The 23,295-nt window shown below is 70.3% G+C and carries 22 protein-coding genes; 19 read left to right on the top strand and 3 right to left on the bottom strand.

The genetic code is table 11. From position 1 onward, the window contains the following. Positions 1 to 68: 68 nt before the first annotated feature. The 16 genes from ABH929_RS14395 to ABH929_RS14320 all read left to right on the top strand — a co-directional run bounded on the left by ABH929_RS14395 (position 69) and on the right by ABH929_RS14320 (position 18,219). The gene (locus ABH929_RS14395; protein ID WP_404561705.1) at positions 69 to 2,738 is read left to right on the top strand and encodes an ATP-dependent Clp protease ATP-binding subunit; all 2,670 of its coding nucleotides are present in this window, start codon (positions 69 to 71) and stop codon (positions 2,736 to 2,738) included. Positions 2,739 to 3,722: 984 nt separating this feature from the next. After that, positions 3,723 to 3,956 (top strand): hypothetical protein, encoded by a 234-nt coding sequence (locus ABH929_RS14390; RefSeq protein WP_263090716.1) that lies wholly within the window; start codon positions 3,723 to 3,725, stop codon positions 3,954 to 3,956. A gap of 231 nt (positions 3,957 to 4,187) precedes the next feature. Next, positions 4,188 to 4,730, top strand: a complete 543-nt coding sequence (locus ABH929_RS14385) for an adenine phosphoribosyltransferase (RefSeq protein ID WP_123292807.1) — start codon at positions 4,188 to 4,190, stop codon at positions 4,728 to 4,730. Between the two features lie 103 nt (positions 4,731 to 4,833). After that, positions 4,834 to 6,822, top strand: a complete 1,989-nt coding sequence (gene thrS / locus ABH929_RS14380; protein ID WP_205464453.1) for a threonine--tRNA ligase — start codon at positions 4,834 to 4,836, stop codon at positions 6,820 to 6,822. Continuing rightward, positions 6,822 to 7,391, top strand: a complete 570-nt coding sequence (locus ABH929_RS14375; RefSeq protein WP_123292808.1) for an HIT domain-containing protein — start codon at positions 6,822 to 6,824, stop codon at positions 7,389 to 7,391. Before thrS ends, ABH929_RS14375 begins: the two co-directional genes overlap by 1 nt. A 13-nt stretch (positions 7,392 to 7,404) precedes the next feature. Further along, entirely contained in the window at positions 7,405 to 8,325 is a 921-nt protein-coding gene (pdxS, locus tag ABH929_RS14370; RefSeq protein WP_111084046.1) for a pyridoxal 5'-phosphate synthase lyase subunit PdxS, read from the top strand. Continuing rightward, positions 8,315 to 8,926 (top strand): pyridoxal 5'-phosphate synthase glutaminase subunit PdxT, encoded by a 612-nt coding sequence (pdxT, locus tag ABH929_RS14365; RefSeq protein WP_404561704.1) that lies wholly within the window; start codon positions 8,315 to 8,317, stop codon positions 8,924 to 8,926. Before pdxS ends, pdxT begins: the two co-directional genes overlap by 11 nt. 139 nt (positions 8,927 to 9,065) lie before the next feature. Beyond that, positions 9,066 to 9,833, top strand: coding sequence for a YebC/PmpR family DNA-binding transcriptional regulator (locus ABH929_RS14360; RefSeq protein ID WP_111084044.1), 768 nt, complete (start codon positions 9,066 to 9,068; stop codon positions 9,831 to 9,833). Positions 9,834 to 9,835: 2 nt separating this feature from the next. Further along, complete coding sequence (gene ruvC, locus ABH929_RS14355; protein WP_111084043.1) at positions 9,836 to 10,480, top strand: crossover junction endodeoxyribonuclease RuvC; 645 nt, start codon at positions 9,836 to 9,838, stop codon at positions 10,478 to 10,480. After that, entirely contained in the window at positions 10,477 to 11,097 is a 621-nt protein-coding gene (gene ruvA, locus ABH929_RS14350) for a Holliday junction branch migration protein RuvA (RefSeq protein WP_111084042.1), read from the top strand. Before ruvC ends, ruvA begins: the two co-directional genes overlap by 4 nt. Beyond that, positions 11,094 to 12,137 (top strand): Holliday junction branch migration DNA helicase RuvB, encoded by a 1,044-nt coding sequence (gene ruvB / locus ABH929_RS14345; protein WP_404561703.1) that lies wholly within the window; start codon positions 11,094 to 11,096, stop codon positions 12,135 to 12,137. The genes ruvA and ruvB overlap by 4 nt, the downstream gene beginning before the upstream one ends. Positions 12,138 to 12,228: 91 nt before the next feature. Continuing rightward, entirely contained in the window at positions 12,229 to 12,627 is a 399-nt protein-coding gene (gene yajC / locus ABH929_RS14340) for a preprotein translocase subunit YajC (RefSeq protein ID WP_404561702.1), read from the top strand. Positions 12,628 to 12,719: 92 nt separating this feature from the next. Further along, on the top strand, positions 12,720 to 14,471 hold the full coding sequence (gene secD, locus ABH929_RS14335) for a protein translocase subunit SecD (protein WP_205462429.1): 1,752 nt from the start codon (positions 12,720 to 12,722) through the stop codon (positions 14,469 to 14,471). Then, positions 14,471 to 15,478, top strand: coding sequence for a protein translocase subunit SecF (gene secF / locus ABH929_RS14330; protein WP_404561701.1), 1,008 nt, complete (start codon positions 14,471 to 14,473; stop codon positions 15,476 to 15,478). Before secD ends, secF begins: the two co-directional genes overlap by 1 nt. After that, entirely contained in the window at positions 15,478 to 15,825 is a 348-nt protein-coding gene (locus ABH929_RS14325; protein ID WP_123292814.1) for a rhodanese-like domain-containing protein, read from the top strand. The genes secF and ABH929_RS14325 overlap by 1 nt, the downstream gene beginning before the upstream one ends. A 69-nt stretch (positions 15,826 to 15,894) precedes the next feature. Continuing rightward, on the top strand, positions 15,895 to 18,219 hold the full coding sequence (locus tag ABH929_RS14320) for a bifunctional (p)ppGpp synthetase/guanosine-3',5'-bis(diphosphate) 3'-pyrophosphohydrolase (protein ID WP_228505676.1): 2,325 nt from the start codon (positions 15,895 to 15,897) through the stop codon (positions 18,217 to 18,219). Between the two features lie 18 nt (positions 18,220 to 18,237). Here the strand turns inward: ABH929_RS14320 and ABH929_RS14315 are convergent, their stop codons facing one another. The 3 genes from ABH929_RS14315 to deoC all read right to left on the bottom strand — a co-directional run bounded on the left by ABH929_RS14315 (position 18,238) and on the right by deoC (position 20,682). Then, the gene (locus tag ABH929_RS14315) at positions 18,238 to 18,789 is read right to left on the bottom strand and encodes a type IV toxin-antitoxin system AbiEi family antitoxin (RefSeq protein ID WP_404561700.1); all 552 of its coding nucleotides are present in this window, start codon (positions 18,787 to 18,789) and stop codon (positions 18,238 to 18,240) included. A 70-nt stretch (positions 18,790 to 18,859) separates the two neighbouring features. Continuing rightward, on the bottom strand, positions 18,860 to 19,813 hold the full coding sequence (locus ABH929_RS14310) for an ROK family protein (RefSeq protein ID WP_404561699.1): 954 nt from the start codon (positions 19,811 to 19,813) through the stop codon (positions 18,860 to 18,862). 137 nt (positions 19,814 to 19,950) lie between these two features. Then, positions 19,951 to 20,682: a deoxyribose-phosphate aldolase gene (gene deoC, locus ABH929_RS14305; RefSeq protein WP_404561698.1), complete on the bottom strand. Its 732-nt coding sequence runs from the start codon at positions 20,680 to 20,682 to the stop codon at positions 19,951 to 19,953. A 43-nt stretch (positions 20,683 to 20,725) separates the two neighbouring features. On the opposite strand from deoC, the gene ABH929_RS14300 reads away from it, so the two are divergent. The 3 genes from ABH929_RS14300 to ABH929_RS14290 are packed head-to-tail and all read left to right on the top strand — an operon-like array spanning position 20,726 to position 23,273. Continuing rightward, the gene (locus ABH929_RS14300) at positions 20,726 to 22,258 is read left to right on the top strand and encodes an SDR family oxidoreductase (protein ID WP_404561697.1); all 1,533 of its coding nucleotides are present in this window, start codon (positions 20,726 to 20,728) and stop codon (positions 22,256 to 22,258) included. Next, positions 22,255 to 22,839, top strand: a complete 585-nt coding sequence (locus ABH929_RS14295) for a GDSL-type esterase/lipase family protein (RefSeq protein ID WP_111084032.1) — start codon at positions 22,255 to 22,257, stop codon at positions 22,837 to 22,839. The genes ABH929_RS14300 and ABH929_RS14295 overlap by 4 nt, the downstream gene beginning before the upstream one ends. Further along, complete coding sequence (locus ABH929_RS14290) at positions 22,839 to 23,273, top strand: DUF6804 family protein (protein WP_263090698.1); 435 nt, start codon at positions 22,839 to 22,841, stop codon at positions 23,271 to 23,273. Before ABH929_RS14295 ends, ABH929_RS14290 begins: the two co-directional genes overlap by 1 nt. Positions 23,274 to 23,295: the final 22 nt, after the last annotated feature.

Raw genomic sequence — 23,295 nt, 5'->3', positions numbered from 1 at the left:
CCGGGAATGACCCCGGCACTCCTGCGTTGCATTGAGTCGAAGGCACTCAAGTTCCCCAGGAGGTCCCTTTGCCAGAGACGTTCGGCCCGACCGGCGGCAGTGACTCGTTCGACGAGTTCCTCGCGCGCCTCCTCGCGGCGCAGAACACCGGTGACCCGCAGCGCCCCCGCGCGTTCGGCCGACCGGTGGACATCACGCGGCTCCTCAGCCGCCGTACCCACGAGCTGCTCCAGCACACCGCCGAGTACGCGGTGTCGCAGGGGCAGCACGAGCTCGACGCGCTGCACCTGCTGCACGTGCTCGTCCGCACCGAGCCGTTCGACGCCGTCGTCCGTTCCGCCGGGGTCGACCCCGAGCGCCTCGCCGCCGAGATCGAACAGCGCCTGCCGATGGCCCGCGAGCCGCAGCCCGAGCAGACCGGTCGTCCGGCCCTGACCGGCACGGCACAGCGCATCCTCGTCGAGGCCACCCAGGCCGCGCGGGGCTTCGGCAGCACCTACACCGACCCCGAGCACGTCTTCTTCGCGCTCGTGATTGACCAGGAGACCGTCACCGGGCAGCTGCTCGCCAGCGCCGGTGTCACCCCGCAGGCCATGCAGGACTACGCCCAGCAGGCCGCGGCAGCAGCACGAGGGGGGCGCCCCATGCCAGGAACCGGTGCAACGACCGGAACGGACGAGTCCGGTGCCGTCAGCGACACCCCGACCCTCGACCAGTTCGGCACCGACCTCACCGCGCGTGCCCGTGACGGCCGCATCGACCCCGTCATCGGTCGTGCCGACGAGATCGAGCAGGCGGTCGAGATCCTGCTCCGCCGCACCAAGAACAACCCCGTCCTGATCGGCGAGCCCGGCGTCGGCAAGACCGCCATCGTCGAAGGACTCGCCCAGCGCATCGTCGACGGCGACGTCCCGTCCCTGCTGCAGGGCAAGCGCGTCGTCGCACTCGACATGCCCGGCATGCTCGCCGGCACCCGGTACCGCGGCGACTTCGAGGAGCGCCTGACGAAGGCCATGGACGAGATCGCGGCGCACGCCGACGAGCTCATCGTCTTCGTCGACGAGCTCCACACCGTCGTCGGCGCCGGTGGTGGCGGTGAGGGCGGCTCGATGGACGCCGGCAACATCCTCAAGCCCCGACTGGCCCGCGGCGACCTGCACCTGGTCGGTGCGACCACCCTGAACGAGTACCGCCGGATCGAGAAGGACGCAGCACTCGAGCGTCGATTCCAGCCGGTCACGGTCGGGGAGCCGAGCGTCGAGGACGCCGTCGCGATCCTGACCGGCCTCGCACCCCGCTACGAGGAGCACCACGGCGTCGTCTACACGCCCGAGTCGCTGCGCGCCGCCGTCGAGCTCTCGCACCGGTACGTCACCGACCGGCACCTGCCGGACAAGGCCATCGACCTCATCGACCAGGCCGGCGCGCGCCGGCGGCTCGCCCGCTCGGGTGCTGTCGACGTCGAGGCCCTGCGCGACCAGGTCGCCGAGCTGCTGGCCGAGAAGGACCGCGCGGTCGCCGAGGAGCTGTACGAAGAGGCGTCGCGCCTGCGCGACGAGACGGTCGGACTGGAGGCCCGGATCGCCGCCGCCACGTCGGCGGACGCTCCCCGCGCTCCCCACCGGCACGGCCGCGACGCCGCTGACGCGTCGCCGCGGGACCGGCGGCGTGGGCCCACCCGTCCGGAATCCGTGGGCACCTCGATCACGGAACGCGACATCGCGGGTGTGGTGTCGCGTGCCACCGGCATCCCGGCGACGCGCCTGACCCAGGGCGACCGCTCGCGGCTCGCCGTGCTCGAGCAGGAACTGCACGAGCGCGTCGTCGGACAGGACGACGCCGTCGCGGCGATCGCGAAGGCCGTCCGCCGCAGCCGGACCGGCATGGGCGACCAGCGTCGTCCGGTCGGCAGCTTCCTGTTCCTCGGCCCGACCGGCGTCGGCAAGACCGAACTGGCGAAGGCCCTGGCGTCGTCGTTGTTCGGCGACGAGTCCGCCATGCTCCGCTTCGACATGAGCGAGTTCGGCGAGCGGCACACCGTCTCGCGGCTGGTGGGTGCTCCTCCCGGGTACGTCGGCTACGACGAGGCCGGGCAGCTCACCGAACGCGTGCGCCGGAACCCGTACTCGGTGATCCTGCTCGACGAGGTCGAGAAGGCGCACCCCGACGTGTTCAACCTGCTGCTCCAGGTGCTGGACGACGGTCGACTGACCGACGGCCAGGGGCGCACGGTGGACTTCCGGAACACCGTCGTCATCATGACGTCGAACATCGGCTCGGAGTTCCTGGCCTCGCGGTCGGGCGCCCTCGGCTTCGCGCCGGTGGGCACGACCGACGGGTACGGCGACGACGACCTCCGCGCCCGGGTGATGGGCAAGCTGCGCGAGGCCATGCGGCCGGAGTTCATCAACCGCATCGACGAGATCGTGCTCTTCCGCAAGCTCGACCGGTCGCAGATCGCGTCGATCGTGTCGCTGCTGCTGCAGGACACGGCGCTCCGGCTCGTCGCGCAGGACATGGTGCTCTCCGTGTCCGACGCCGCGGTCGGCTGGCTCGCCGAGCACGGGTACGAGCCCGAGTACGGTGCCCGTCCGCTCCGCCGGCTCATCCAGCGCGAGGTCGACGACCGCATCGCGACGCTCGTGGTCGACGGTGGCGTGACCGCCGGGGACACCGTGCGGATCGACGTCGTGGACGACGTGCTGACGGCAGCGGTGGCGGAACCCGCGACGCTGTAGCAGCCGTTCGACCACGAGGGCCCGGTACCGATTCGGTACCGGGCCCTCGTCGCGCCCGGGTACGGTGCGGGTGGCACTGTGGGTACTGCCGCGCACCGCGCACGGTGCGTCCTCCGTCACCCGGTGCGAGGTTGCCCGCCCCGTGCGCGCCTGCAACCCCGCACCGTGCGCGCAGGCTGCCACCAGTCCGCCAACGTCGCACGGTGCAGCATGGAGGCCCGGCACGCTCGCCCATGTCACTGCGCCCGCCGCCGCGCCCGCAACCGCGCACGCAACCGCGCACGCCGCGCACTGCGCACGGTACGTGCTCCGTCACTCGGTGCGAGGTTGCCCGCCCCGTGCGCGCCTGCAACCCCGCACCGTGCGCGCGGGCTGCCACCAGTCCGCCAACGTCACACCGTGCTCACCCTGTTCGGGAATGCAATTCCGGAGAAATCGAAGAAAGGGGTTGCGCTGTGAATTGCGGTGCCGATAGTGTTCACTCGTCGCGAACCGCTGGACTCCAGCGGGGGGCGACTCCGACAGCTCGAGACCGAAAGGGGGCCGACCATGATGATCACCGCAACCACTCCGTTCCGTGGAATCCGTGGACGCGTCGGCACCCCGTTCCGCGTCCGCTGACCCGGAGCGTTCCGCCTTCTGCCGACATCTGTGTCTTCCGATCCTCGTCTCGTGACGAGTCCGTCGCCTGACACCTCGCGCTGAGCCGTTCTGGCTCGCGTCGAACCGGCTCCGTCGATCGCCGATCGGTCCCGATCCGTGTGCTCCGTGCACGCGATCGGACTGCGTCGATCGTCGCCGGAGAATGTCAGGGGTCGGTGCGACGCTCTCGGTACCGGAATTCATTCAGTACCGCGTCGTCGGATATTCCTCCGGTGACCGCGGAATGCATTCTCACGCATTCATTTTGTCCTGCCCGTGTTCCGGGCATTCCACTCCTGCCCGTGTGCCGGGCAACTCCGTCATGCCCTGAAAGGGATCACCGTGTCATCGAAGACCGCCACCCGTCCTCCCGATACCCGCGCGCCGCGCCACCGGGTCTCCCTCACCGACCGCGTCGCGCTGCGCATCGGCATGTCACTCATCATCTGGAGCCGGCGGACCCGCCGGGTCCACCCGGTGATCGACCACGGAACACGCCTGCAGCTCGACCGCGAGCGGCAGCAGCGCGAGAACGACCTGCTCCTGCAGGCCGCACTCATGCGCGCCTGGCGCTGAGCCGGATCGGACACCCGACCGACCGTCGCACCGTGCGACCGTCGCCGTACCGTGCCCGCTTGGTGGCTCGGTGCGGGGGGACAGCCCCGCACCGAGCCACCGTCGGCGCACCGGCCGACGCAACCCGCACCGTGCGCCGTGCGCCGTACCGACGACCCAGCACGGCGCGACCGACCCCGTAGCGTGCGCCGACGTGTCGGACGCACCCCGGGCCTCCCGTACCGTTGGTGGGTGACCGAAACCGCAGCTGCACTCGTCGAACGCCTGACCGCCGTCGTCCCGGACTTCCCGAAGCCGGGGGTGCTGTTCCGTGACGTGACGCCGGTGTTCTCGGACGCCGTGGCGTTCGGCCGCGTGTGCGAGGCGCTCGCCGCGCCCTTCGCGGTCGGTGCGGGGTTCGACGCCGTCGCCGGCATCGAGGCACGGGGCTTCGCCCTCGCCGGCGGGATCGCCGCGCAGCACCAGGTGGGCGTGCTCACGGTGCGCAAGGCCGGCAAGCTGCCGGGCGAGGTCCTCAGCGAGCAGTACGCACTCGAGTACGGCGAGGCCGAGCTCGAGCTGCGCCCCGGTCAGCTCCCCGCGGGCACCCGGGTCCTCGTCGTCGACGACGTCCTCGCCACCGGTGGGACCGGCGCCGCCACCATCACGCTGCTCGAACGCGCGGGCTACCAGGCGGTCGGGTTCGCCGCGCTGCTCGAGCTCGACGGGCTGAACGGACGCGAGCGACTCGAGCCGCGCCTGCCCGTCACGACGCTCGGCGCCGTGCCCGCCTGAACCCCACGCGCGCACTAGTCTTGACGCACCATTTCGATCGAGGAGTCCCATCATCGTGACCGAGTCAGTCGCCGCAGCGCCGGAGAGCGCCGAGCCCGCAGCCGTGCCCCAGGCACCCGAGCCCCGCACCGCGACGACGACCACGACGGGCACCGAGCTCTTCGACGGTGAGCGCGGCGTCGTCGCGATCCGCGTCGACGGTGTCCTGAAGGACCTCGCTGCCGACGTCGCCGCCGGCGAGACCGCCGAGGCCGTCACCCTGCAGGAGCAGGACGGGCTCGACATCCTCCGCCACTCGGCCGCGCACGTCCTTGCGCAGGCCGTGCAGCAGATCAACCCCGAGGCCAAGCTCGGCATCGGGCCGCCCGTCACCGACGGCTTCTACTACGACTTCGACGTCGCCGAGCCCTTCACCCCCGAGGACCTCAAGGCGATCGAGAAGGGCATGGACCGCATCGTCAAGCAGGCCCAGCGCTTCCGCCGCGTGGTCGTCTCGGACGAGCAGGCGCGCGAGCTGATGGCGGGGGAGCCGTACAAGCAGGAGCTCATCGGGCTCAAGGGTGCTGCGACCGACGGTGACTCCGGCGAGAGCGTCGAGGTCGGCGCCGGCGAGCTCACCGTGTACGAGAACGTCGACCCGAAGTCGGGCGAGGTGCTCTGGCAGGACCTCTGCCGGGGCCCGCACGTGCCGCACACCCGCTGGATCGGCAACGCCGCGAAGCTCATGCGCGTCGCCGCCGCCTACTGGCGCGGCTCCGAGAAGAACCCGCAGCTGCAGCGCATCTACGGCACCGCCTGGCCCGACAAGGACCAGCTCAAGGCGTACCTGGTGCGGCTCGAAGAAGCCGCCAAGCGTGACCACCGCAAGCTCGGTGCCGAACTCGACCTGTTCTCGTTCCCCGACGAGATCGGGTCCGGTCTGGCGATCTTCCACCCGAAGGGCGGCATCATCCGCCGCGAGATGGAGGACTACTCGCGCCGTCGGCACGAGGAGAACGGCTACTCGTTCGTCTACACGCCGCACATCACCAAGGGCGACCTGTTCGAGACCTCCGGGCACCTCGGCTGGTACAAGGACGGCATGTTCCCGGCCATGCACATGGACGAGGCGAAGGACGAGGACGGCAACGTCACGCGTCAGGGAGCCGACTACTACCTCAAGCCGATGAACTGCCCGATGCACATCCTGGCGTACCGGTCGCAGCCGCGTTCGTACCGCGATCTGCCACTCCGGATGTTCGAGTTCGGCACGGTCTACCGCAACGAGAAGTCCGGCGTCATCCACGGCCTCACCCGGGTCCGTGGCATGACCCAGGACGACGCGCACATCTTCACCACGCAGGAGAAGATGAAGGAGGAGCTGACCACGACGCTCGAGTTCGTGCTCTCGCTGCTGCGCGACTACGGCCTCGACGACTTCTACCTCGAGCTCTCGACGAAGGACCCGGAGAAGTACGTCGGGGACGACGAGGTCTGGGACGTCGCGACGAACACCCTGCGCGAGGTCGCCGAGGAGTCCGGCCTCGAGCTCGTGCCCGACCCCGCCGGAGCCGCCTTCTACGGCCCGAAGATCTCGGTGCAGGCCCGTGACGCCATCGGCCGCACGTGGCAGATGTCGACCGTGCAGCTCGACTTCAACCTGCCCGAGCGCTTCGGCATCGACTACACCGCGGCCGACGGCTCCCGCCAGCGCCCGGTGATGATCCACCGCGCGCTGTTCGGCTCGATCGAGCGGTTCTTCGGCGTGCTGACCGAGCACTACGCCGGAGCGTTCCCGGCCTGGCTGTCCCCGGTGCAGGTCGTCGGCATCCCCGTCGCGGCCGAGTACGGCGACTACCTCGACGAGGTCATCGCGAAGCTCCGTTCGCACGGCGTCCGCGCAGAGGTCGACCACTCGGACGACCGCATGCAGAAGAAGATCCGCACGCACACCAAGGCGAAGGTGCCGTTCCAGCTCATCGCGGGCGGCGACGACCGCGACGCCGGTGCGGTCTCGTTCCGCTTCCGTGACGGGCGCCAGGACAACGCCGTGCCCGTGGACGAAGCGGTCGACCGCATCCTGACGGCGATCCGCGAGCGCGCGCAGGTCTGATGACGGACGAGCAGGACCCGCTGGTCATCCGGGACGCCGCCACCGGTGCGGCCGTCCCGGATGCCTTCCAGCGCCTGTGGAACCCGCACCGGATGGCGTACATCGACGCCGGGCGCGAGGGCACGGGCCGCGGGCACGCGGACGACTGCCCGTTTTGCGAGGCACCGCGGAAGTCCGACGAGGACGCCCTCATCGTCGCCCGGGGCGAGCACGCCTACGTGCTGCTCAACCTGTTCCCGTACAACAACGGACACCTGCTGGTCTGCCCGTACCGCCACGTGCCGCTGTACGACGAGGCCACGCCGGACGAGCTCCGCGAGATGGGCGAGCTGACCCAGACCGCGATGCGGGTCCTGCGCACCGTGTCGCACTGCGACGGCTTCAACATCGGCATGAACCAGGGCGAGGTCGCGGGGGCCGGCATCGCCGCGCACCTGCACCAGCACATCGTGCCGCGGTGGCAGTCCGACGCGAACTTCTTCCCGATCATCGCGCGGACGAAGTCGATGTCCCAGATGCTCGGGGACACCCGCCGGCTGGTCGCCGAGGGCTGGCCCGCAGCGGACTAGACTGATCGGCATCATGAGCGACAGCACCAGCACCTCCGGCACCCCTGGCACCTCGATCACCGGCTCCGACCGCGTCAAGCGCGGCCTCGCCGAGATGCTCAAGGGCGGCGTCATCATGGACGTCGTCGACGCCGAGCAGGCCCGCATCGCGGAAGAAGCCGGCGCGACCGCGGTCATGGCCCTCGAGCGCGTCCCCGCCGACATCCGCGCACAGGGCGGCGTCGCCCGCATGTCCGACCCGTCGATGATCGAGGAGATCATCGCCGCCGTGTCGATCCCGGTCATGGCGAAGGCCCGCATCGGCCACTTCGTCGAGGCGCAGGTGCTGCAGGAGCTCGGCGTCGACTACATCGACGAGTCCGAGGTGCTCTCGCCCGCCGACTACGTCAACCACATCGACAAGTGGAACTTCACCACGCCGTTCGTCTGCGGTGCCACCGAGCTGGGCGAGGCGCTCCGTCGCATCACCGAGGGCGCTGCGATGATCCGTTCCAAGGGCGAGGCCGGCACGGGTGACGTGTCCGAGGCCACGAAGCACATCCGCACGATCAACAAGGAGATCGCGGCGCTGCGCCACCTCAAGGAAGACGAGCTCTACGTCGCCGCCAAGGAACTGCAGGCGCCGTTCGAGATCGTGCGCGAGGTCGCCCGCACCGGCAAGCTCCCCGTCGTGCTCTTCACCGCCGGTGGCGTCGCCACCCCGGCCGACGCCGCGATGATGATGCAGCTCGGCGCGGACGGCGTGTTCGTCGGCTCCGGCATCTTCAAGTCCGGCGACCCGGCGAAGCGTGCCGCGGCAATCGTCAAGGCCGTCACCTTCCACGACGACCCCAAGGTCATCGCCGAGGTCTCGCGTGGTCTGGGCGAGGCGATGGTCGGCATCAACGTCGCCGACGTCCCCGCGCCGCACCGCCTCGCCGAGCGTGGCTGGTAGCACGACGAGCAGTGTCCGGCCCCGCATCGGGGTCTTGGCACTGCAGGGTGACTTCCGCGAGCACATCGCCTCGTTGACGAAGCTCGGCGCCGACGTGGCGCCGCTCCGTCGCCCCGAGGAGATCGCGGCGCTCGACGGCGTCGTGATCCCCGGTGGCGAGTCGAGCGTGATGGACAAGCTGTCCCGGGCGTTCGGTGTCGCCGAGCCCCTCGCTGCTGCCATCCGCAACGGCCTGCCGACGTACGGCACGTGCGCCGGCATGATCATGCTGTCGTCGCGGATCACCGACGGCATCAGCGGCCAGCAGACCCTCGACGTGCTCGACACCACGGTGCGACGGAACGCGTTCGGTAGCCAGAACGACTCGTTCGAGGTCGACGTCCCGATGCCCGAGCTCGGTGACGACCCGGTGCACGCGGTCTTCATCCGCGCCCCGGTGGTCGAGCAACACGGCCCCGGCGTCCAGGTCCTCGGCGCGCTGGCGGACGGGCAGGTCGTCGCGGTGCAGCAGGACAACGTGCTCGCGAGTGCGTTCCACCCCGAGGTCGCTGGCGAGGACCGCTTCCACCGCCGCTTCCTCGCCATGGTGCGCAGCGCCTGACGCGAGCCGCGGGCCCTGGGCCCGGCCGGCTGCGCGCCGTTACCGGCCGCCTGCGCGCCCGCACCGGCGGGGCGGGGCGGCACCGGGCCTCCCGGCTGGGTAAACTGACCCCGACTTTCCGCAAGACGCAAGGAGAACCGTGTCCGGGCATTCCAAGTGGGCGACGACCAAGCACAAGAAGGCCGTCATCGACGGCCGCCGTGCCAAGTCCTTCGCCAAGCTCATCAAGAACATCGAGGTCGCCGCGAAGATGGGCGGTGCCGACCTGTCGGGCAACCCGACACTCGTCGACGCGATCCAGAAGGCCAAGAAGACCTCGGTCCCGAACGACAACATCGACCGCGCCGTCAAGCGCGGTGCCGGCCTGACCGGTGAGTCGATCGAGTACACGACGATCATGTACGAGGGCTACGCCCCGAACGGCGTCGCGATGCTGATCGAGTGCCTCACCGACAACAAGAACCGCGCAGCGGCCGAGGTCCGGACGGCGATGTCCCGCAACGGTGGCACCATGGCCGACCCGGGCAGCGTCGCCTACAACTTCTCGCGCAAGGGCGTCATCTCGGTCACGAAGACCGACGGCCTCGACGAGGACACCGTCATGACCGCCGTGCTCGACGCCGGTGTCGAAGACGTCATCGACCAGGGCGGCGGTTTCGAGATCATCACCGAGGCCAGCGACCTCGTCGCGGCCCGCACCGCGTTGCAGGACGCCGGCATCGACTACGACTCGGCCGACGCCGAGTTCGTCCCCGGCCTCAAGGTGCCGGTCGACGCCGAGACCGCACGCAAGGTCTTCCGCCTGATCGACGCGCTCGAGGACAGCGACGACGTGCAGAACGTCTACGCGAACTTCGACGTTCCGGCGGACGTCCAGGCCGAGCTCGACGAGGACGAGGGCGAGTAACCGTGCTCCGTGTGCTCGGGGTGGACCCCGGGCTCACCCGGTGCGGCGTCGGCGTCGTCGAGGTCGCACCGAACCGGCGCGCACGACTCGTCCACGTGACGGTCGTGCGCACCCCGGCGGACATGCCGCTCGAACAGCGGCTGCTCCGCATCGCAGACGGCATCGCCGCCGAGATCGACGAGCACCACCCGGACGCGGTCGCCGTCGAGCGTGTGTTCGCCCAGGCGAACGTCCGCACCGTGATGGGCACCGCCCAGGCGGCCGGGCTCGCGCTGCACGCCGCGGCGGCCCGCGGGCTGCCCGTCGGCCTGCACACGCCGTCCGAGGTCAAGGCGGCCGTCACCGGCTACGGCAACGCCGACAAGCGTCAGGTACAGACCATGATCGCGCGTGTGCTCGGTCTCGCCGAGGCCCCGAAGCCGGCCGACGCCGCCGATGCGCTCGCGCTGGCCGTGTGCCACGCCTGGAGGCTCGGATCACCGGACGTCGCCGGCGAACGTGCCACGAACCTCACCCCGGCACAACGCGCGTGGCGCGACGCACAGGGCGGCACCGTCGACTCCCCGCTCGCCCGTGCGGCCGCTGCCGCGGCCCGACCGCGTGGCTCGTCGGCCGCGTCGGTGGGCGGCCGTAGGCTCGGAGCATGATCGCGAGTCTCCGGGGTACCTGCATCGACATCGCCGGTTCCGGCGTGGTGATCGAGGCCGGGGGAGTCGGGTACGCCGTCACCGTGACCCCGGCCCACGCACTGACGATGCGCCACGGGTCCGAGGTGTTCGTCCGCACCGCGATGATCGTGCGCGAAGACGAACACCTGCTCTTCGGCTTCGAGTCGACCGACGCCCTCCAGGTGTTCGACCTGCTGCGCAGCGTCACGGGTGTCGGGCCCAAGTCCGCGATGGGCGTCCTGGCCCACATGGACCCGTCGCAGGTCGCGAACGCCGTCGCGAAGGACGACGACGGCGCCTTCCGCAAGGTCTCCGGCATCGGCCCGAAGACCGCGAAACTCATCATCCTCGCGCTCACCGGCAAGCTCGCGGCGTTCGAGCAGGCCGCCGTCGTCACCGCTGGTCGTGGCACTGCTGCCCACCCGGCCGCGACCGACGTCGTCTCCGCACTGATCGGCCTCGGCTGGCGCGAGGACGCAGCACAGACCGCCGTCGACGAGACCGTCGCGAACGAGCCAGGGGCCGCAGCCATGGGCACGCAGGCGCTGCTCCGCGCCGCGCTCGGTGCGCTCCGGCCCGCCGGTGCCGGTCGATGAGCGGCATCACGTCAGCCGGAGCCGAGTCGCAGGAAGAACTCGCGTTCGAAGGTGCACTCCGGCCGCGCTCGCTCGACGAGTTCGTCGGCCAGCGCAAGGTGCGCGGGCAGCTCGACCTGCTGCTCAAGGCGGCGGGCATGCAGGACCGCACCCCGGACCACATCCTGATGGCGGGTCCTCCCGGCCTCGGCAAGACCACGCTCGCGATGATCGTCGCGCACGAGACCGGCCGCCCGTTGCGGATGTCCAGCGGTCCGGCGATCCAGCACGCGGGCGACCTGGCCGCCGTCCTGTCCTCGCTCGTGCCGGGCGAGGTCCTGTTCATCGACGAGATCCACCGGATGGCGCGCTCGGCAGAGGAGATGCTCTACCTGGCGATGGAGGACTTCCGGATCGACGTCATGGTGGGCAAGGGCGCCGGCGCGACGAGCATCCCGCTCGACCTCGCACCGTTCACCCTGGTCGGCGCCACCACCCGCGCCGGCCTGCTGCCGAACCCGCTCCGTGACCGCTTCGGCTTCACGGCGCACCTCGAGTTCTACGAGAAGGACGAACTCGAACAGGTCCTGATCCGCGCCGCGCACCTGCTCGAGCTCGACATCGACCGATCGGCCCTGCGCGAGATCGCCGGGCGCTCCCGTGGTACCCCGCGCATCGCGAACCGGCTGCTCCGCCGGGTCCGCGACTACGCCCTCGTGCACCGCACCACCAACGGCATGGCGGCCGTCCAGGGTGCGCTCGACCTGTACGACGTCGACGAACTCGGCCTCGACCGCCTCGACCGCGCCGTGGTCGAGATCATGCTGACCCGCTTCGACGGCGGACCGGTGGGGCTGAACACCCTCGCGGTCTCGGTCGGAGAAGAGTCCGAGACCATCGAGTCGGTCGTCGAACCGTTCCTCGTCCGGGTCGGTCTGGTCACGCGCACCCCGCGCGGCCGCATCGCGACCCCGGTCGCGTGGCGGCACCTCGGCCTCACCCCCGGGCAGGGCGTCGGGCCGCTCCCGGGTCTGTTCGACGACACCGACACCACCGACTAGCGGCCGATCGGTCGGGTGACATGCCACGCACAGTGGCGTGCCCTAGACTGCTACGGCCCGAAACCGAGCAACCAGAGAAGGCAACTGCATCATGGGTCAAGAAGTCATCCTCATCGTCATCGTCGTGGCGTTCGCGGCCTTCATGTTCTACAACAGCCGCAAGCGCAAGAAGCAGCAGGGCGAGCTCGCCACCAAGATGGTGCCGGGTGCTCGCGTGATGCTGTCCTTCGGCCTGTACGGCACGCTCCTCTCCGTCGACGACGAGAAGGTCACCGCCGACGTCGAGATCGCACCGGGCACCGTCGTCACGGTGCACCGCCAGACCCTGTCGCGCGTCGTCGACGACAGCGCGTCGGACATCGAGACCACCGCGACGCCGGAGGACGAGGTCAAGCCCGTCGCCGAACTCAACGGGGAGCCGGTCTACGGCGAGCGGGTCGACAACGACCGCCTCGACGAGACCGACTCGAAGCGCAAGTCCGACGACTGACGCCCTCGGCCGCCGGGTCGTCTGACCCGGCGGCTTCCCGCTGCCGTCGTGCCTGAACGCCGACGGTCCTGAACAGAAAGACGAGACGACCGGTGGCACGATCGACACCCGTCAAGAAGGCGCTGCGCTCGCTCACCTGGTTGGTGATCCTGATGGCGATCCTCGCCGGCCTGAACACCGCCGCGTCGATCCTCGCCGGCAGCTCGAAGGACGACACGGACAAGTGGTACCAGGGCGCGAGCTGGGTCCCCGAGCTCGCACTGGACCTGCAGGGTGGCACGCAGCTGACCCTGGCGGCGCAGAACACCGAGGGCGGGTCGGTGACCAAGCAGCAACTCGACCAGGCGGTGGAGATCATCCGCCAGCGCATCAACGCCACCGGCGTCTCCGAGACCGAGATCAACACGCAGGGTGCGAACAACATCGTCGTGTCGATCCCCGGTCGGCCCGACAAGGCCACGATCGACCGCATCGAGGCAGCCGCCAAGCTGACCTTCCGCCCGGTGCTCTTCACCGAGGCCGCGACGAACTCCGCCGTCGGTGACGACGGCAAGTCCACCGCCTCGCCGACGCCCTACTCGCCGCCGGCCTCGCTCGCGGCGACGCCCAGCGCGAAGCCGACGAACGCCAGCGACGTCAACTGGATCACCCCGGCGCTGCAGGACCTGTACACCAACTACAACTGCGCGGCTCCGGACGACGTCACCACGGCGCCGGACGACGAGCCCCTCGTCACGTGTGACGCCGACGGTGCGTCGAAGTACATCCTCGGCCCGGTCGAGGTCTCCGGTGCGAACATCAGCAACGCCACCTCGGGTCTCGCCACCGACTCGCAGGGCACGTCGACGGGCCAGTGGGCCGTCAACCTGACCTTCGACGGCCAGGGCACGAAGGACTTCCGCACCGTCACGAACCGCCTCGTCTCGCTGCAGGCGCCGCAGAACCAGTTCGCGATCGTGCTGGACGGCTCGGTCATCACGGCCCCGTCCACGAACTCCGCCATCACCAACGGCAAGGCGCAGATCACCGGCTCGTTCACGGCCGAGTCGTCGAAGACGCTCGCCGACCAGCTCAAGTATGGTGCGCTGCCGATCAACTTCCAGGTGCAGTCGAACGAGAACATCTCGGCGACGCTCGGCACCGCGCAGCTCATCGGTGGTCTCGTCGCGGGTCTGATCGGCCTCGGCCTGGTGATCATCTACTCCGTCATCCAGTACCGGGCGCTCGCGTTCGTCACCGTGCTCTCACTCGGGGTCGCAGCGGTCCTGACCTACCTGGTCATCGCGATCATGTCGTGGCGGGTCGACTACCGCCTGTCGTTGGCGGGTGTGGCGGGCCTGATCGTCGCGATCGGCATCACAGCGGACTCGTTCATCGTCTACTTCGAACGAATCCGTGACGAACTCCGCGACGGTCGCGCCCTCGAGAGTGCGGTCGAGTCCGGCTGGAAGCGCGCGCTCCGCACGATCCTGGCGTCCGATGCGGTGAACTTCCTCGCCGCCGTCACCCTGTACGTGCTCGCGGTCGCCGACGTGAAGGGCTTCGCGTTCACGCTGCTCCTGACGACGTTGATCGACATCGTGGTGGTCGCGCTGTTCACGCACCCGATGATGCAGCTCATCTCCCGCAGCCGGTTCTTCGGCGACGGGCACAGGTTCAGCGGGCTCGACCCGGCGGCGCTCGGTGCGGTCTACAAGGGGCGTGCGCAGTTCCGCGCCCCCGTGGTGGACGGCAAGCGCCAGCGCAGTGCCGGTGAGGCGCAGCGCCGACAGACGATCGCGGAACGGAAGGCCCAGCAGGCCTCCGGCGACAACGGCTCGACGCCGGACGGGAAGGACGACTGATGGCCAGCTTCAGCCAGTTCGGCAGCGACCTCTACACGGGCAAGCGGTCGTACGACATCATCGGGCGACGCAAGACCTGGTACCTCATCGCGCTCGTCATGATCGTGATCTCGCTCGTCACCCCGTGGCTGCGCGGCGGGTACCAGCTCGGCATCGAGTTCACCGGTGGTTCCGAGTTCACCCTGTCGGACGTCGAGAACACCGACCAGAGCATCGCGACGGAAACCGTCGAGCGGGTCGTCTCGGACGAGATCCCGCGCGTCTCCCAGCTCGGCACGCACGGCATCCGCGTGCAGACCGGCCAGCTCACCGACCGGCAGACGACCGAGGTGCAGGACGCCTTGGCGAAGGCCTACGACGTGCCGGAGAGCCAGGTCGCGGCGACGTTCATCGGCGCCACGTGGGGCGCCGACGTGCTCGCCCAGGCGATCCGCGGTCTGGTGATCTTCCTCGCCCTGGCCGCCGTGTTCATGACGCTGTACTTCCGGACCTGGAAGATGTCGCTCTCCGCGATGGCCGCGCTGCTGCACGACCTGTTGATCACGGCCGGTGTCTACGGCATCGTCGGGCTCGAGGTCACGCCCGCGGCGGTGATCGGCTTCCTCACGATCCTCGGGTACTCGCTCTACGACACCGTGGTGGTGTTCGACAAGGTGCGTGAGAACACCGCGCAGGAGTCGATCCGCACGTTCAAGCAGTCGGTGAACCTCGCGGTGAACCAGACGCTCGTCCGGTCGATCAACACCTCGGTCGTGGCGCTGCTGCCGGTCGCGGCGATCCTGTTCATCGGGTCGTACGTGCTCGGTGCCGGCACGCTCCGCGACATCTCGCTCGCACTGTTCATCGGCATCATCGTCGGCACCTACTCGACGATCTTCATCGCCTCGCCGATGTACGCGCACCTGCGCGAGAACGAGCCGAAGATCAAGCAGGCCGACGCCAAGAAGACCCAGGCGGCCGAGAAGCGCCAGCGCGAGGTCGACGCCGACGCGAAGGCGACCGCCTGATGCCGATCGAGATCACCGAGGTCGACGTCGCCGAGGCGCGTCGTCGGCTGGAGTCGGGGTCGCGGCTGTTCGACGTCCGTGAGCAGGGGGAGTGGGACGAGGTCCACGCTCCCGAGGCCACGCTCGTGCCGATGTCCGAGCTGGTGAACCGCTGGCAGGAGATCGACGGCGGCGACGAGCCGGCGATCATCGTGTGCCACTCGGGTGCCCGTTCGGCCCGGGTGGTCGCGGCCCTCGAGCAGTCCGGTGTCTCCGCGGTCAACCTGACCGGCGGCATGGTCGCCTGGGAGCAGTCCGGCGCCCCGGTGGTCCGCGACGCCCAGGGCGAACCGGGTCACGAGCACTGACCGGACGCGCGTAGTGTTGGCGGATCGAGCTCGGATCGAGCTCTCGGACCGAGTCCTGGGAGGCGCATCATGACGGACACCCGCGAAGAGCCGTCCGCACCGAGCCGCCCCGGCTCCGCCCAGCGGCCGACCAGCCCACTCGGGCCGAACACGACGGGCAACCTCGGGTCGCTCCGCTCGCTGCTGCCGCGCCTGTTCTCCCGCGCCCAGCCGGCCGGCGCCGTGGACACCCTGATCCGCACGGTGCGCTCGCACCACCCCAAGGCCGACGTCACGCTCATCGAGCGCGCGTACTCCGTCGCCGAGCGCGCGCACGACGGCCAGAAGCGCAAGTCCGGCGAGCCGTACATCACGCACCCCGTCGCGGTCGCCCAGATCCTGGCCGACCTCGGCATCGGGCCGATCACCATCGCCGCCGCGTTGCTCCACGACACGGTCGAGGACACCGACTACCAGCTCGACCAGCTGCAGGTCGACTTCGGCGACGAGATCGCCATGCTCGTCGACGGCGTCACGAAGCTCGACAAGGTCAAGTACGGCGACAGCGCCCAGGCCGAGACCGTCCGCAAGATGGTCATCGCGATGTCGAAGGACATCCGGGTGCTGGTCATCAAGCTCGCCGACCGGCTGCACAACGCCCGCACCTGGGGCTTCGTCGAGTCCACCTCCGCCACCCGCAAGGCGAAGGAGACGCTCGAGATCTACGCGCCCCTCGCGCACCGGCTCGGCATCCAGATGATCAAGCTCGAGCTCGAGGACCTGTCGTTCGCGGTCCTGCACCCGAAGCTCTACGTCGAGATCGACAGCCTGGTCAAGGAACGGCAGCCGAAGCGCGAGCAGTTCGTCCAGAACGTCATCGGCACGCTCAAGAAGGACCTGAAGGCCGCGAAGGTCCGCGGTGAGGTCATGGGTCGGCCGAAGCAGTACTACTCGATCTACCAGAAGATGATCGTGCGGGGTCGCGAGTTCGACGAGATCTACGACCTCGTCGGCATCCGGGTGCTCGTGCCCACGGTGCGCGACTGCTACGCCATGCTCGGTTCGGTGCACGCGCGGTGGACGCCGTTGCCCGGCCGGTTCAAGGACTACATCGCGACGCCGAAGTTCAACCTGTACCAGTCGCTGCACACCAGCGTGCTCGGGCCGCAGGGGCGCCCCGTCGAGATCCAGATCCGCACGCACGAGATGCACCAGCGCGCCGAGTTCGGTGTCGCGGCGCACTGGAAGTACAAGCAGCGTGCCGCCGGCCGCGACGTCGGGACCTCGTCGACCACCGACGACCAGGACATGGCGTGGCTCGCCCACATCACCGACTGGCAGGCCGAGACGAGCGACCCGGGGGAGTTCCTCGACTCGCTCCGCTACGAGATCGGCGCGAAGGAGACCTACGTCTTCACGCCGCAGGGCAAGGTCATCGGCCTGCCCGCCGGCGCCACCCCCGTGGACTTCGCGTACGCCGTGCACACCGAAGTCGGACACCGCACCATGGGTGCCAAGGTCAACGGTCGCCTCGTCCCGCTCGAGAGCTCGCTGTCGAGCGGTGACGTCGTCGAGATCTTCACGTCGAAGAACCCCGACTCCGGCCCCTCGCAGGACTGGCTGAAGTTCGTCAAGAGCCCGCGGGCGCGCAACAAGATCAAGCAGTGGTTCACCAAGGAGCGCCGCGAAGAGGCGATCGAGCAAGGTCGCGACGCCATCGCCCGCGCCGTGCGCAAGCAGAACCTGCCGCTCCAGCGGATCATGAGCCAGGACACCATCGCCGAGGTCGCCTCGTCGATGCGGTACGACGACGTCTCGGCCCTGTACGCCGCGGTCGGCGAAGGGCACGTATCGACGCAGTCCGTCATCGAGAAGGTCCTCGGCAGCGTCCAGAGCGACACGGAGACCGACGAGCCGGAGCTCACGTTCCCGCGCCAGGTCACGAGCCGCCAGCTGCGCACGAGCGACAGCGGCGTGCTGGTGCGTGGTGCGCCGGACATCCTGGTGAAGCTCGCGAAGTGCTGCACGCCGGTTCCGGGCGACCAGATCGTCGGGTTCATCACCCGCGGGCAGGGCGTCTCGGTGCACCAGTCCTCGTGCACGAACGTCAAGTCCCTGATGAACGAGCCCGACCGGATGATCGAGGTCGAGTGGGCCCCGTCGTCGAAGTCGGTGTTCCTCGTCCAGATCCAGATCGAGGCGCTCGATCGGTCGGGGCTGCTCAGCGACGTCACCCGGGTGCTCACCGACCACCACGTCAACATCCTGTCGGCGACGGTCTCGACCTCGTCCGACCGGTTGGCGCTCAGTCGGTTCGTGTTCGAGATGGGTGACACCATCCACCTCGACCGGGTGCTGAACGCGGTTCGACGCATCGACGCCGTGTACGACGTCTACCGCGTCAGCGCGGGCTGAGCGGGGTCCACGCACGCGTCAGCGCGCGCTGAGCAGGCCGCGCAGCCGTCGTTCTGCCTGCCGCGCCATCGGGATGGTCCCGAGGTCGCTCAGGCGCGCGCGCAGCTCGTCGACGGACACCGCTCCGATCGTCAGCAGCCCGTCGACGGCCGCTGCCCACTCCGGGTCCCAGTCACCCGGTGTGCGGAGCAGGTCGACGGCGGTGCGCGCCGGCGTCGTCACGACGGTCTGCGCCGACCCCAACCGGACCACGTCGACGGGCAGGAGCGCGACCTCGCGCAGGTGCAGGCCCGGCCCGACCGCGATGCGCAGCTGCGGCGGGACGCTCGCCTCGATCGGGTCCGGTGGCCGCGACGCCGCGCCCCAGATCCACGCAGCGGTCCGGCCGGAGGCGACGAGCCGCGCGTCGCCGAAGACCCACGATGCGGCGGTCGCGCGCAGCGCCGGGTCCTGCGGCGTCGCGGGGGAGGCCCAGCACGGCCCGACGGGCACCAGCTCGCCAGCGAGCACCGCTGCGCGCAGTTCCGCTTCGGGCCAGTCCTCCGTGGTCAGGAGACGGGAACCGGGCACCCCGTCATCCTGCCGGACCGCGACACCCGACCGACACCCCCTGTGGAGAGGCCGGGCACATCGGCGCCGCTCAGCGCAGGACGTCGGCGCGGTGCACGAGTGCAGCGGCGCCGATGAGCGGGCCGTCCTGCGACAGCGCCGTCGGCACGATGCGCACCTTCGTCACGAACCCGAACTCGACGCGCTCCGCCACCGCTTTGCGTGCGTACTCGAACAGGTCCGGCGTGACGTGGGAGAACCCGCCGCCGATCGCCACGACCTCGAGGTCGACGAGGCTCGTCGCCGCTGCGATCGCCTGCCCGAGCGCCCGGCCGCTGCGCTTGACCGCGGCGACCGCGATCTCGTCGCCGGCCGCGTACGCCGCCGACAGTTCTTCGCCGGTGGATCCGTCGAAGCCCTGGCGCTGCGCCCAGGCGACGGTCTTCGGGCCGCTGGCGATCGCCTCGAGGCAGCCGGTGCCGCCGCAGGCGCACGGGTCGTCGTAGCCGCCGCACTCCACGTGCCCGATGTGCCCGGCGTTGCCCGTCGGGCCGCTGACGGTGCGGCCGTGCAGGATGAGACCTCCGCCGACACCCGTCGACACGATCATGCCCATGACGTGGTCGTACCCCTGCGCCGCACCGACCCAGTGCTCGGCCAGCGTGATCGCCAGGCCGTCCATGCGCAGCGTGACCGGTACGTCCTCGGGCACGAGCGCGGCGATGCGGTCGCGCAGCGGGTGGCCGCGCCACACCGGCATGTTGAGCGGGGAGACGAGGCCGTGCTCCTCGTCGACGGGGCCGGCCGAGCCGACCCCGACGCCGACCAGGGTCGCGTCGGTCGGGACCGTGGCGAGCGCGCTCGTCACGACCTCGTCGACGGCGGCCTGCAGCTCGTCGGACGTGCGCTGCGGCCCGGTGGGGCTCCGGAAGCGCGTGCCCGGCAGGACGACGCCCTGGTCGGTGACGAGAGCGGCCTCGACCTTGGTGCCGCCGAGGTCGACGGCGAGTGCGAGGGCGGGGGGCTGGGGTGCGGTGCTGGACATGCGCGCTCCGATGCGGTGGTCTGGAGGCCCGGGGCGGCTCCCGGACGCGGCGTCGCGTCCGGTGCGCCCCGACCTGGCAGGTGGTGGGTCGGTCGGGTCAGGTCGTCGTGCGGTGGATCAGGTCGTGTCGCGGTGGGTCAGTAGGAGCTGGTGTCGTCGCCCTGCGACGACGCGGCACCGGTCTCGACGCGGTGCGCGACCTCGTCGAGGATGCGCGCGGACGCACTCGTGCCGATGCGGTTGGCCCCGGCGTCCACCATCTCGAGCAGGGTGTCGAGCCCGCGGACACCGCCCGAGGCCTTGACGCCCGTGTCGGCACTGACCGTGCGGCGCATCAGTGCGATGTGCTCGGTCGTCGCCCCGCCGCCGGCGAACCCGGTGGAGGTCTTCACGAACGCGGCACCGGCGGACTCCGCGGCACGCGAGGCTGCGACGATCTCGTCGTCGGTCAGGAACGCGGTCTCGAGGATCACCTTGACGACGGTGGACCCGGCGGCGTCGACGACGGCGCGGACGTCCTGCTCGACGCGCTCCCAGTCGCCGGACTTCGCGGCGCCGATGTTCTGCACCATGTCGAGCTCGAAGGCACCGTCGGCGAGGGCCTGCAGTGACTCGGCGACCTTGGCCGCGGTGGACGTGGTGCCGTGCGGGAAGCCGATGACCGTCCCGACGCCGACGCCGGTGCCCTGGAGACGCCGGACGGCGTAGGCGACGTCGCTGGGCCGGACGCACACGCTGAAGACCCGGTACGCGGCGGCTTCGTCGAGCTGGGCGTCGACGTCCGAGCGGGTGAGCTCGGGCTTCAGGATCGCGTGGTCGATGAGGCCGCGGACGGCATCGGCGGTGACGGGGAAGGCTGCGTTGTCCACCCGACAAGCCTACCCGTCAGGCGCGCCGCGTAGCGTTCCGGGCATGCAGGTCCTCGTCACCGGCGCCACCGGGTACATCGGCGGTCGTCTCGTCCCCCGTCTCCTCGAAGCCGGACACTCCGTGCGCGTGTTCGTGCGCAACCCCCGGAAGCTCCAGGACGTCCCGTGGAGCAGCGACGTCGACGTCGCCGAAGGAGACCTGCAGGACGCCGACGCGGTCCGCGCCGCGGTCGACGGCGTCGAGGCCGTGTACTACCTCGCCCACGCGATGGGTGCCGACGGCGACTTCGAGTCCGCGGAACGGCAGGCGGCGGAGACGATGGCGCACGAGGCGAAGCGCGCCGGTGTCAGCCGGTTCGTCTACCTGGGCGGTCTGCACCCCGACGGCGACCTGTCGAAGCACCTGCGCAGCCGGAAGGAGGTGGGGGAGATCCTGCTCGGCTCCGGCGTGCCGACGGTCGCGTACCAGGCCGGCGTCGTCATCGGTTCCGGCAGCACCTCGTTCGAGATGATCCGGCACGTGACCGACGTCCTGCCGTGGATGCCGGCTCCGCGCTGGGTGCGCAACCGCATCCAGCCGATCGCCGTGCGCGACGTCCTGTACTACCTGGTCGCGGCGCTCGACGTCCCCGCCGACGTCAACCGCACCTTCGACATCGGTGGCCCGGACGTCCTGCGCTACGGGCAGATGCTCAACGGCTACGCGGTCGAGGCGAAGCTGCGGCAGCGCCCGATCACGGTCCTGCCGGTGCTCACCCCGCGCCTCGCCGCGCACTGGTTCAACGCTGTCACCCCGATCCCGCGCAAGCTCGCGACCCCGATCATCGAGTCGCTGCAGTTCGAGTGCGTCCAGCGCGAGCACGACATCGACGACGTCGTCCCGCAGCCCGAGGGCGGGCTCACGTCGTACCGCCGCGCCGTCCGGCTGGCCCTGAACAAGATGCGCTCCGGCGAGGTGACGACGAGCTGGCGGAGCGCCACCCTGTCGAGCGCCTCGGCCGACCCGATGCCGACCGACCCGGACTGGGCCGGCCACACCGTCTACGTCGACGACCGGAAGCGTCACTCCAGCGCCTCGGCGGAGGACGTCTGGCGCGTCGTCGAGTCGATCGGCGGCGAGAACGGCTGGTACTCGTTCCCGCTGGCCTGGGTCGCACGCGGCTGGATGGACAAGGTCGCCGGCGGTGTCGGGCTCAGCCGTGGCCGTCGCGACCAGGACCGACTCGAGCAGGGTGACGCACTCGACTGGTGGCGCGTCGAACGCCTCGAGCGCGGTCACTACCTGCGGCTCCGCGCTGAGTTCAAGTCACCCGGGCGTGCCTGGCTCGAGATGACCGTCACCCCGAACCCCGATGGCGGGAGCGACTACCACCAGCGGGCGATCTACTTCCCGCAGGGGCTGCCCGGCCGGCTGTACTGGTACGGGATCCTGCCCTTCCACGGGATCATCTTCCCCGGCATGGTCGAGCGCATCACCGCGGCCGCCGAGCGCGAGTCGGACAACGCCGAGTCGACGCAGCGCAACCGGACCCAGCACAATGGGAGTCCGGAACCGGCGAACGAGGAGGCAGCATGACCGAGGAACGCAGTCCCGTCCTGTTCCTGGGGGACAGCATCACGGCCCAGGGGTCGTGGGACACCTGGCTCCCCGACGAGCAGACCCTGAACCAGGGCATCAGCGGCGACACGACGGACGGCGTGCTCGCGCGGCTCGACGCGGTCGTCGCCGAACAGCCCGAGGTGATCGTGCTGCTGATCGGCACGAACGACTTCGGCAACCACCGCGCGAGCGCCGAACACGTCGTCCGCAACGTCGAGACGATCCTCGTCACCCTGCGGCGCGAGCTGCCCGGTGTCCGCCTGCTGCTCGTCTCCGTCCTGCCCCGCCAGGCCGAGTACACGACGAAGATCGAGGAGGCGAACCGGCACCTCCGCCAGTTCGTCGCCACCTGCCACGCGCAGTACCTCGACGCCTGGCCCGCGCTGGCCGACGGCGACCACCTCGACGACCGCTTCACCGACGACGGCCTGCACCTCACCGACGAGGGCTACCGGGCCTACCTCGGCGAGCTGGTCCCCGCGCTCGAACGTGTGCGGGGCCTGCCGCCGATGTCCCGGTCCTTCACGGCCATCGACCTCGACGAGGCCCCCGCCTGATGGCTGCCCGCAAGGGACGGCCCCCGGTGGGGTCGTCGCAGAACGGTGTGCCCGCCGCACCGGTCCGACCGACCGCGGGGACGACGAACACCCGGGCCACACCGGGGTTCACCCGGCCGGCACTCGCGCCGTCGCTCATCGCCGCGATCGTCCTGCTCGCCTGCGTGGCGATCATCGACTCGTCCGGCTTCGTCTTCGCCCGCTGGGGCATCACGGTGCTGTCCCTCATCGTGCTCGTCTTCGCGGTGCGCGGGAAGACGTGGTGGGCCGCCGTGCTGATGGCCGCCGTCGCCGTCTGCTGGAACCCCCTGGTCACGGTGCCGATCCCCGGCCAGGTGTGGGCCGCGTTGCAGATCCTGGTTGCCGCCCTGTTCATCGTGGTGGGCATCGCCGTCAAGGTGCCGCGCGAGGCGGACGCACCCCGGGCCTCCTGACCGGCGCCGGCGACCGCCTGCA

The sequence above is a fragment of the Curtobacterium sp. AB7 genome (genome assembly GCF_044909335.1).
Classification (GTDB): domain Bacteria; phylum Actinomycetota; class Actinomycetes; order Actinomycetales; family Microbacteriaceae; genus Curtobacterium.
The sequence above is the reverse complement of the archived record's forward strand: the minus strand, read 5'-3'. Positions and strand labels throughout refer to the sequence as shown.

Excerpts from the sequence above, each read along its gene's own strand:
- pdxS (WP_111084046.1), top strand. The coding sequence starts at position 7,405 with ATGAGCGACAGCACCAGCACCTCCGGCACCCCTGGCACCTCGATCACC.
- secF (WP_404561701.1), top strand. The coding sequence starts at position 14,471 with ATGGCCAGCTTCAGCCAGTTCGGCAGCGACCTCTACACGGGCAAGCGG.
- ABH929_RS14320 (WP_228505676.1), top strand. The coding sequence starts at position 15,895 with ATGACGGACACCCGCGAAGAGCCGTCCGCACCGAGCCGCCCCGGCTCC.
- ABH929_RS14290 (WP_263090698.1), top strand. The coding sequence starts at position 22,839 with ATGGCTGCCCGCAAGGGACGGCCCCCGGTGGGGTCGTCGCAGAACGGT.
- ABH929_RS14375 (WP_123292808.1), top strand. The coding sequence starts at position 6,822 with ATGACGGACGAGCAGGACCCGCTGGTCATCCGGGACGCCGCCACCGGT.
- ruvA (WP_111084042.1), top strand. The coding sequence starts at position 10,477 with ATGATCGCGAGTCTCCGGGGTACCTGCATCGACATCGCCGGTTCCGGC.
- ABH929_RS14325 (WP_123292814.1), top strand. The coding sequence starts at position 15,478 with ATGCCGATCGAGATCACCGAGGTCGACGTCGCCGAGGCGCGTCGTCGG.
- ABH929_RS14310 (WP_404561699.1), bottom strand. The coding sequence starts at position 19,813 with ATGTCCAGCACCGCACCCCAGCCCCCCGCCCTCGCACTCGCCGTCGAC.
- ruvB (WP_404561703.1), top strand. The coding sequence starts at position 11,094 with ATGAGCGGCATCACGTCAGCCGGAGCCGAGTCGCAGGAAGAACTCGCG.
- ABH929_RS14295 (WP_111084032.1), top strand. The coding sequence starts at position 22,255 with ATGACCGAGGAACGCAGTCCCGTCCTGTTCCTGGGGGACAGCATCACG.
- yajC (WP_404561702.1), top strand. The coding sequence starts at position 12,229 with ATGGGTCAAGAAGTCATCCTCATCGTCATCGTCGTGGCGTTCGCGGCC.
- ABH929_RS14300 (WP_404561697.1), top strand. The coding sequence starts at position 20,726 with ATGCAGGTCCTCGTCACCGGCGCCACCGGGTACATCGGCGGTCGTCTC.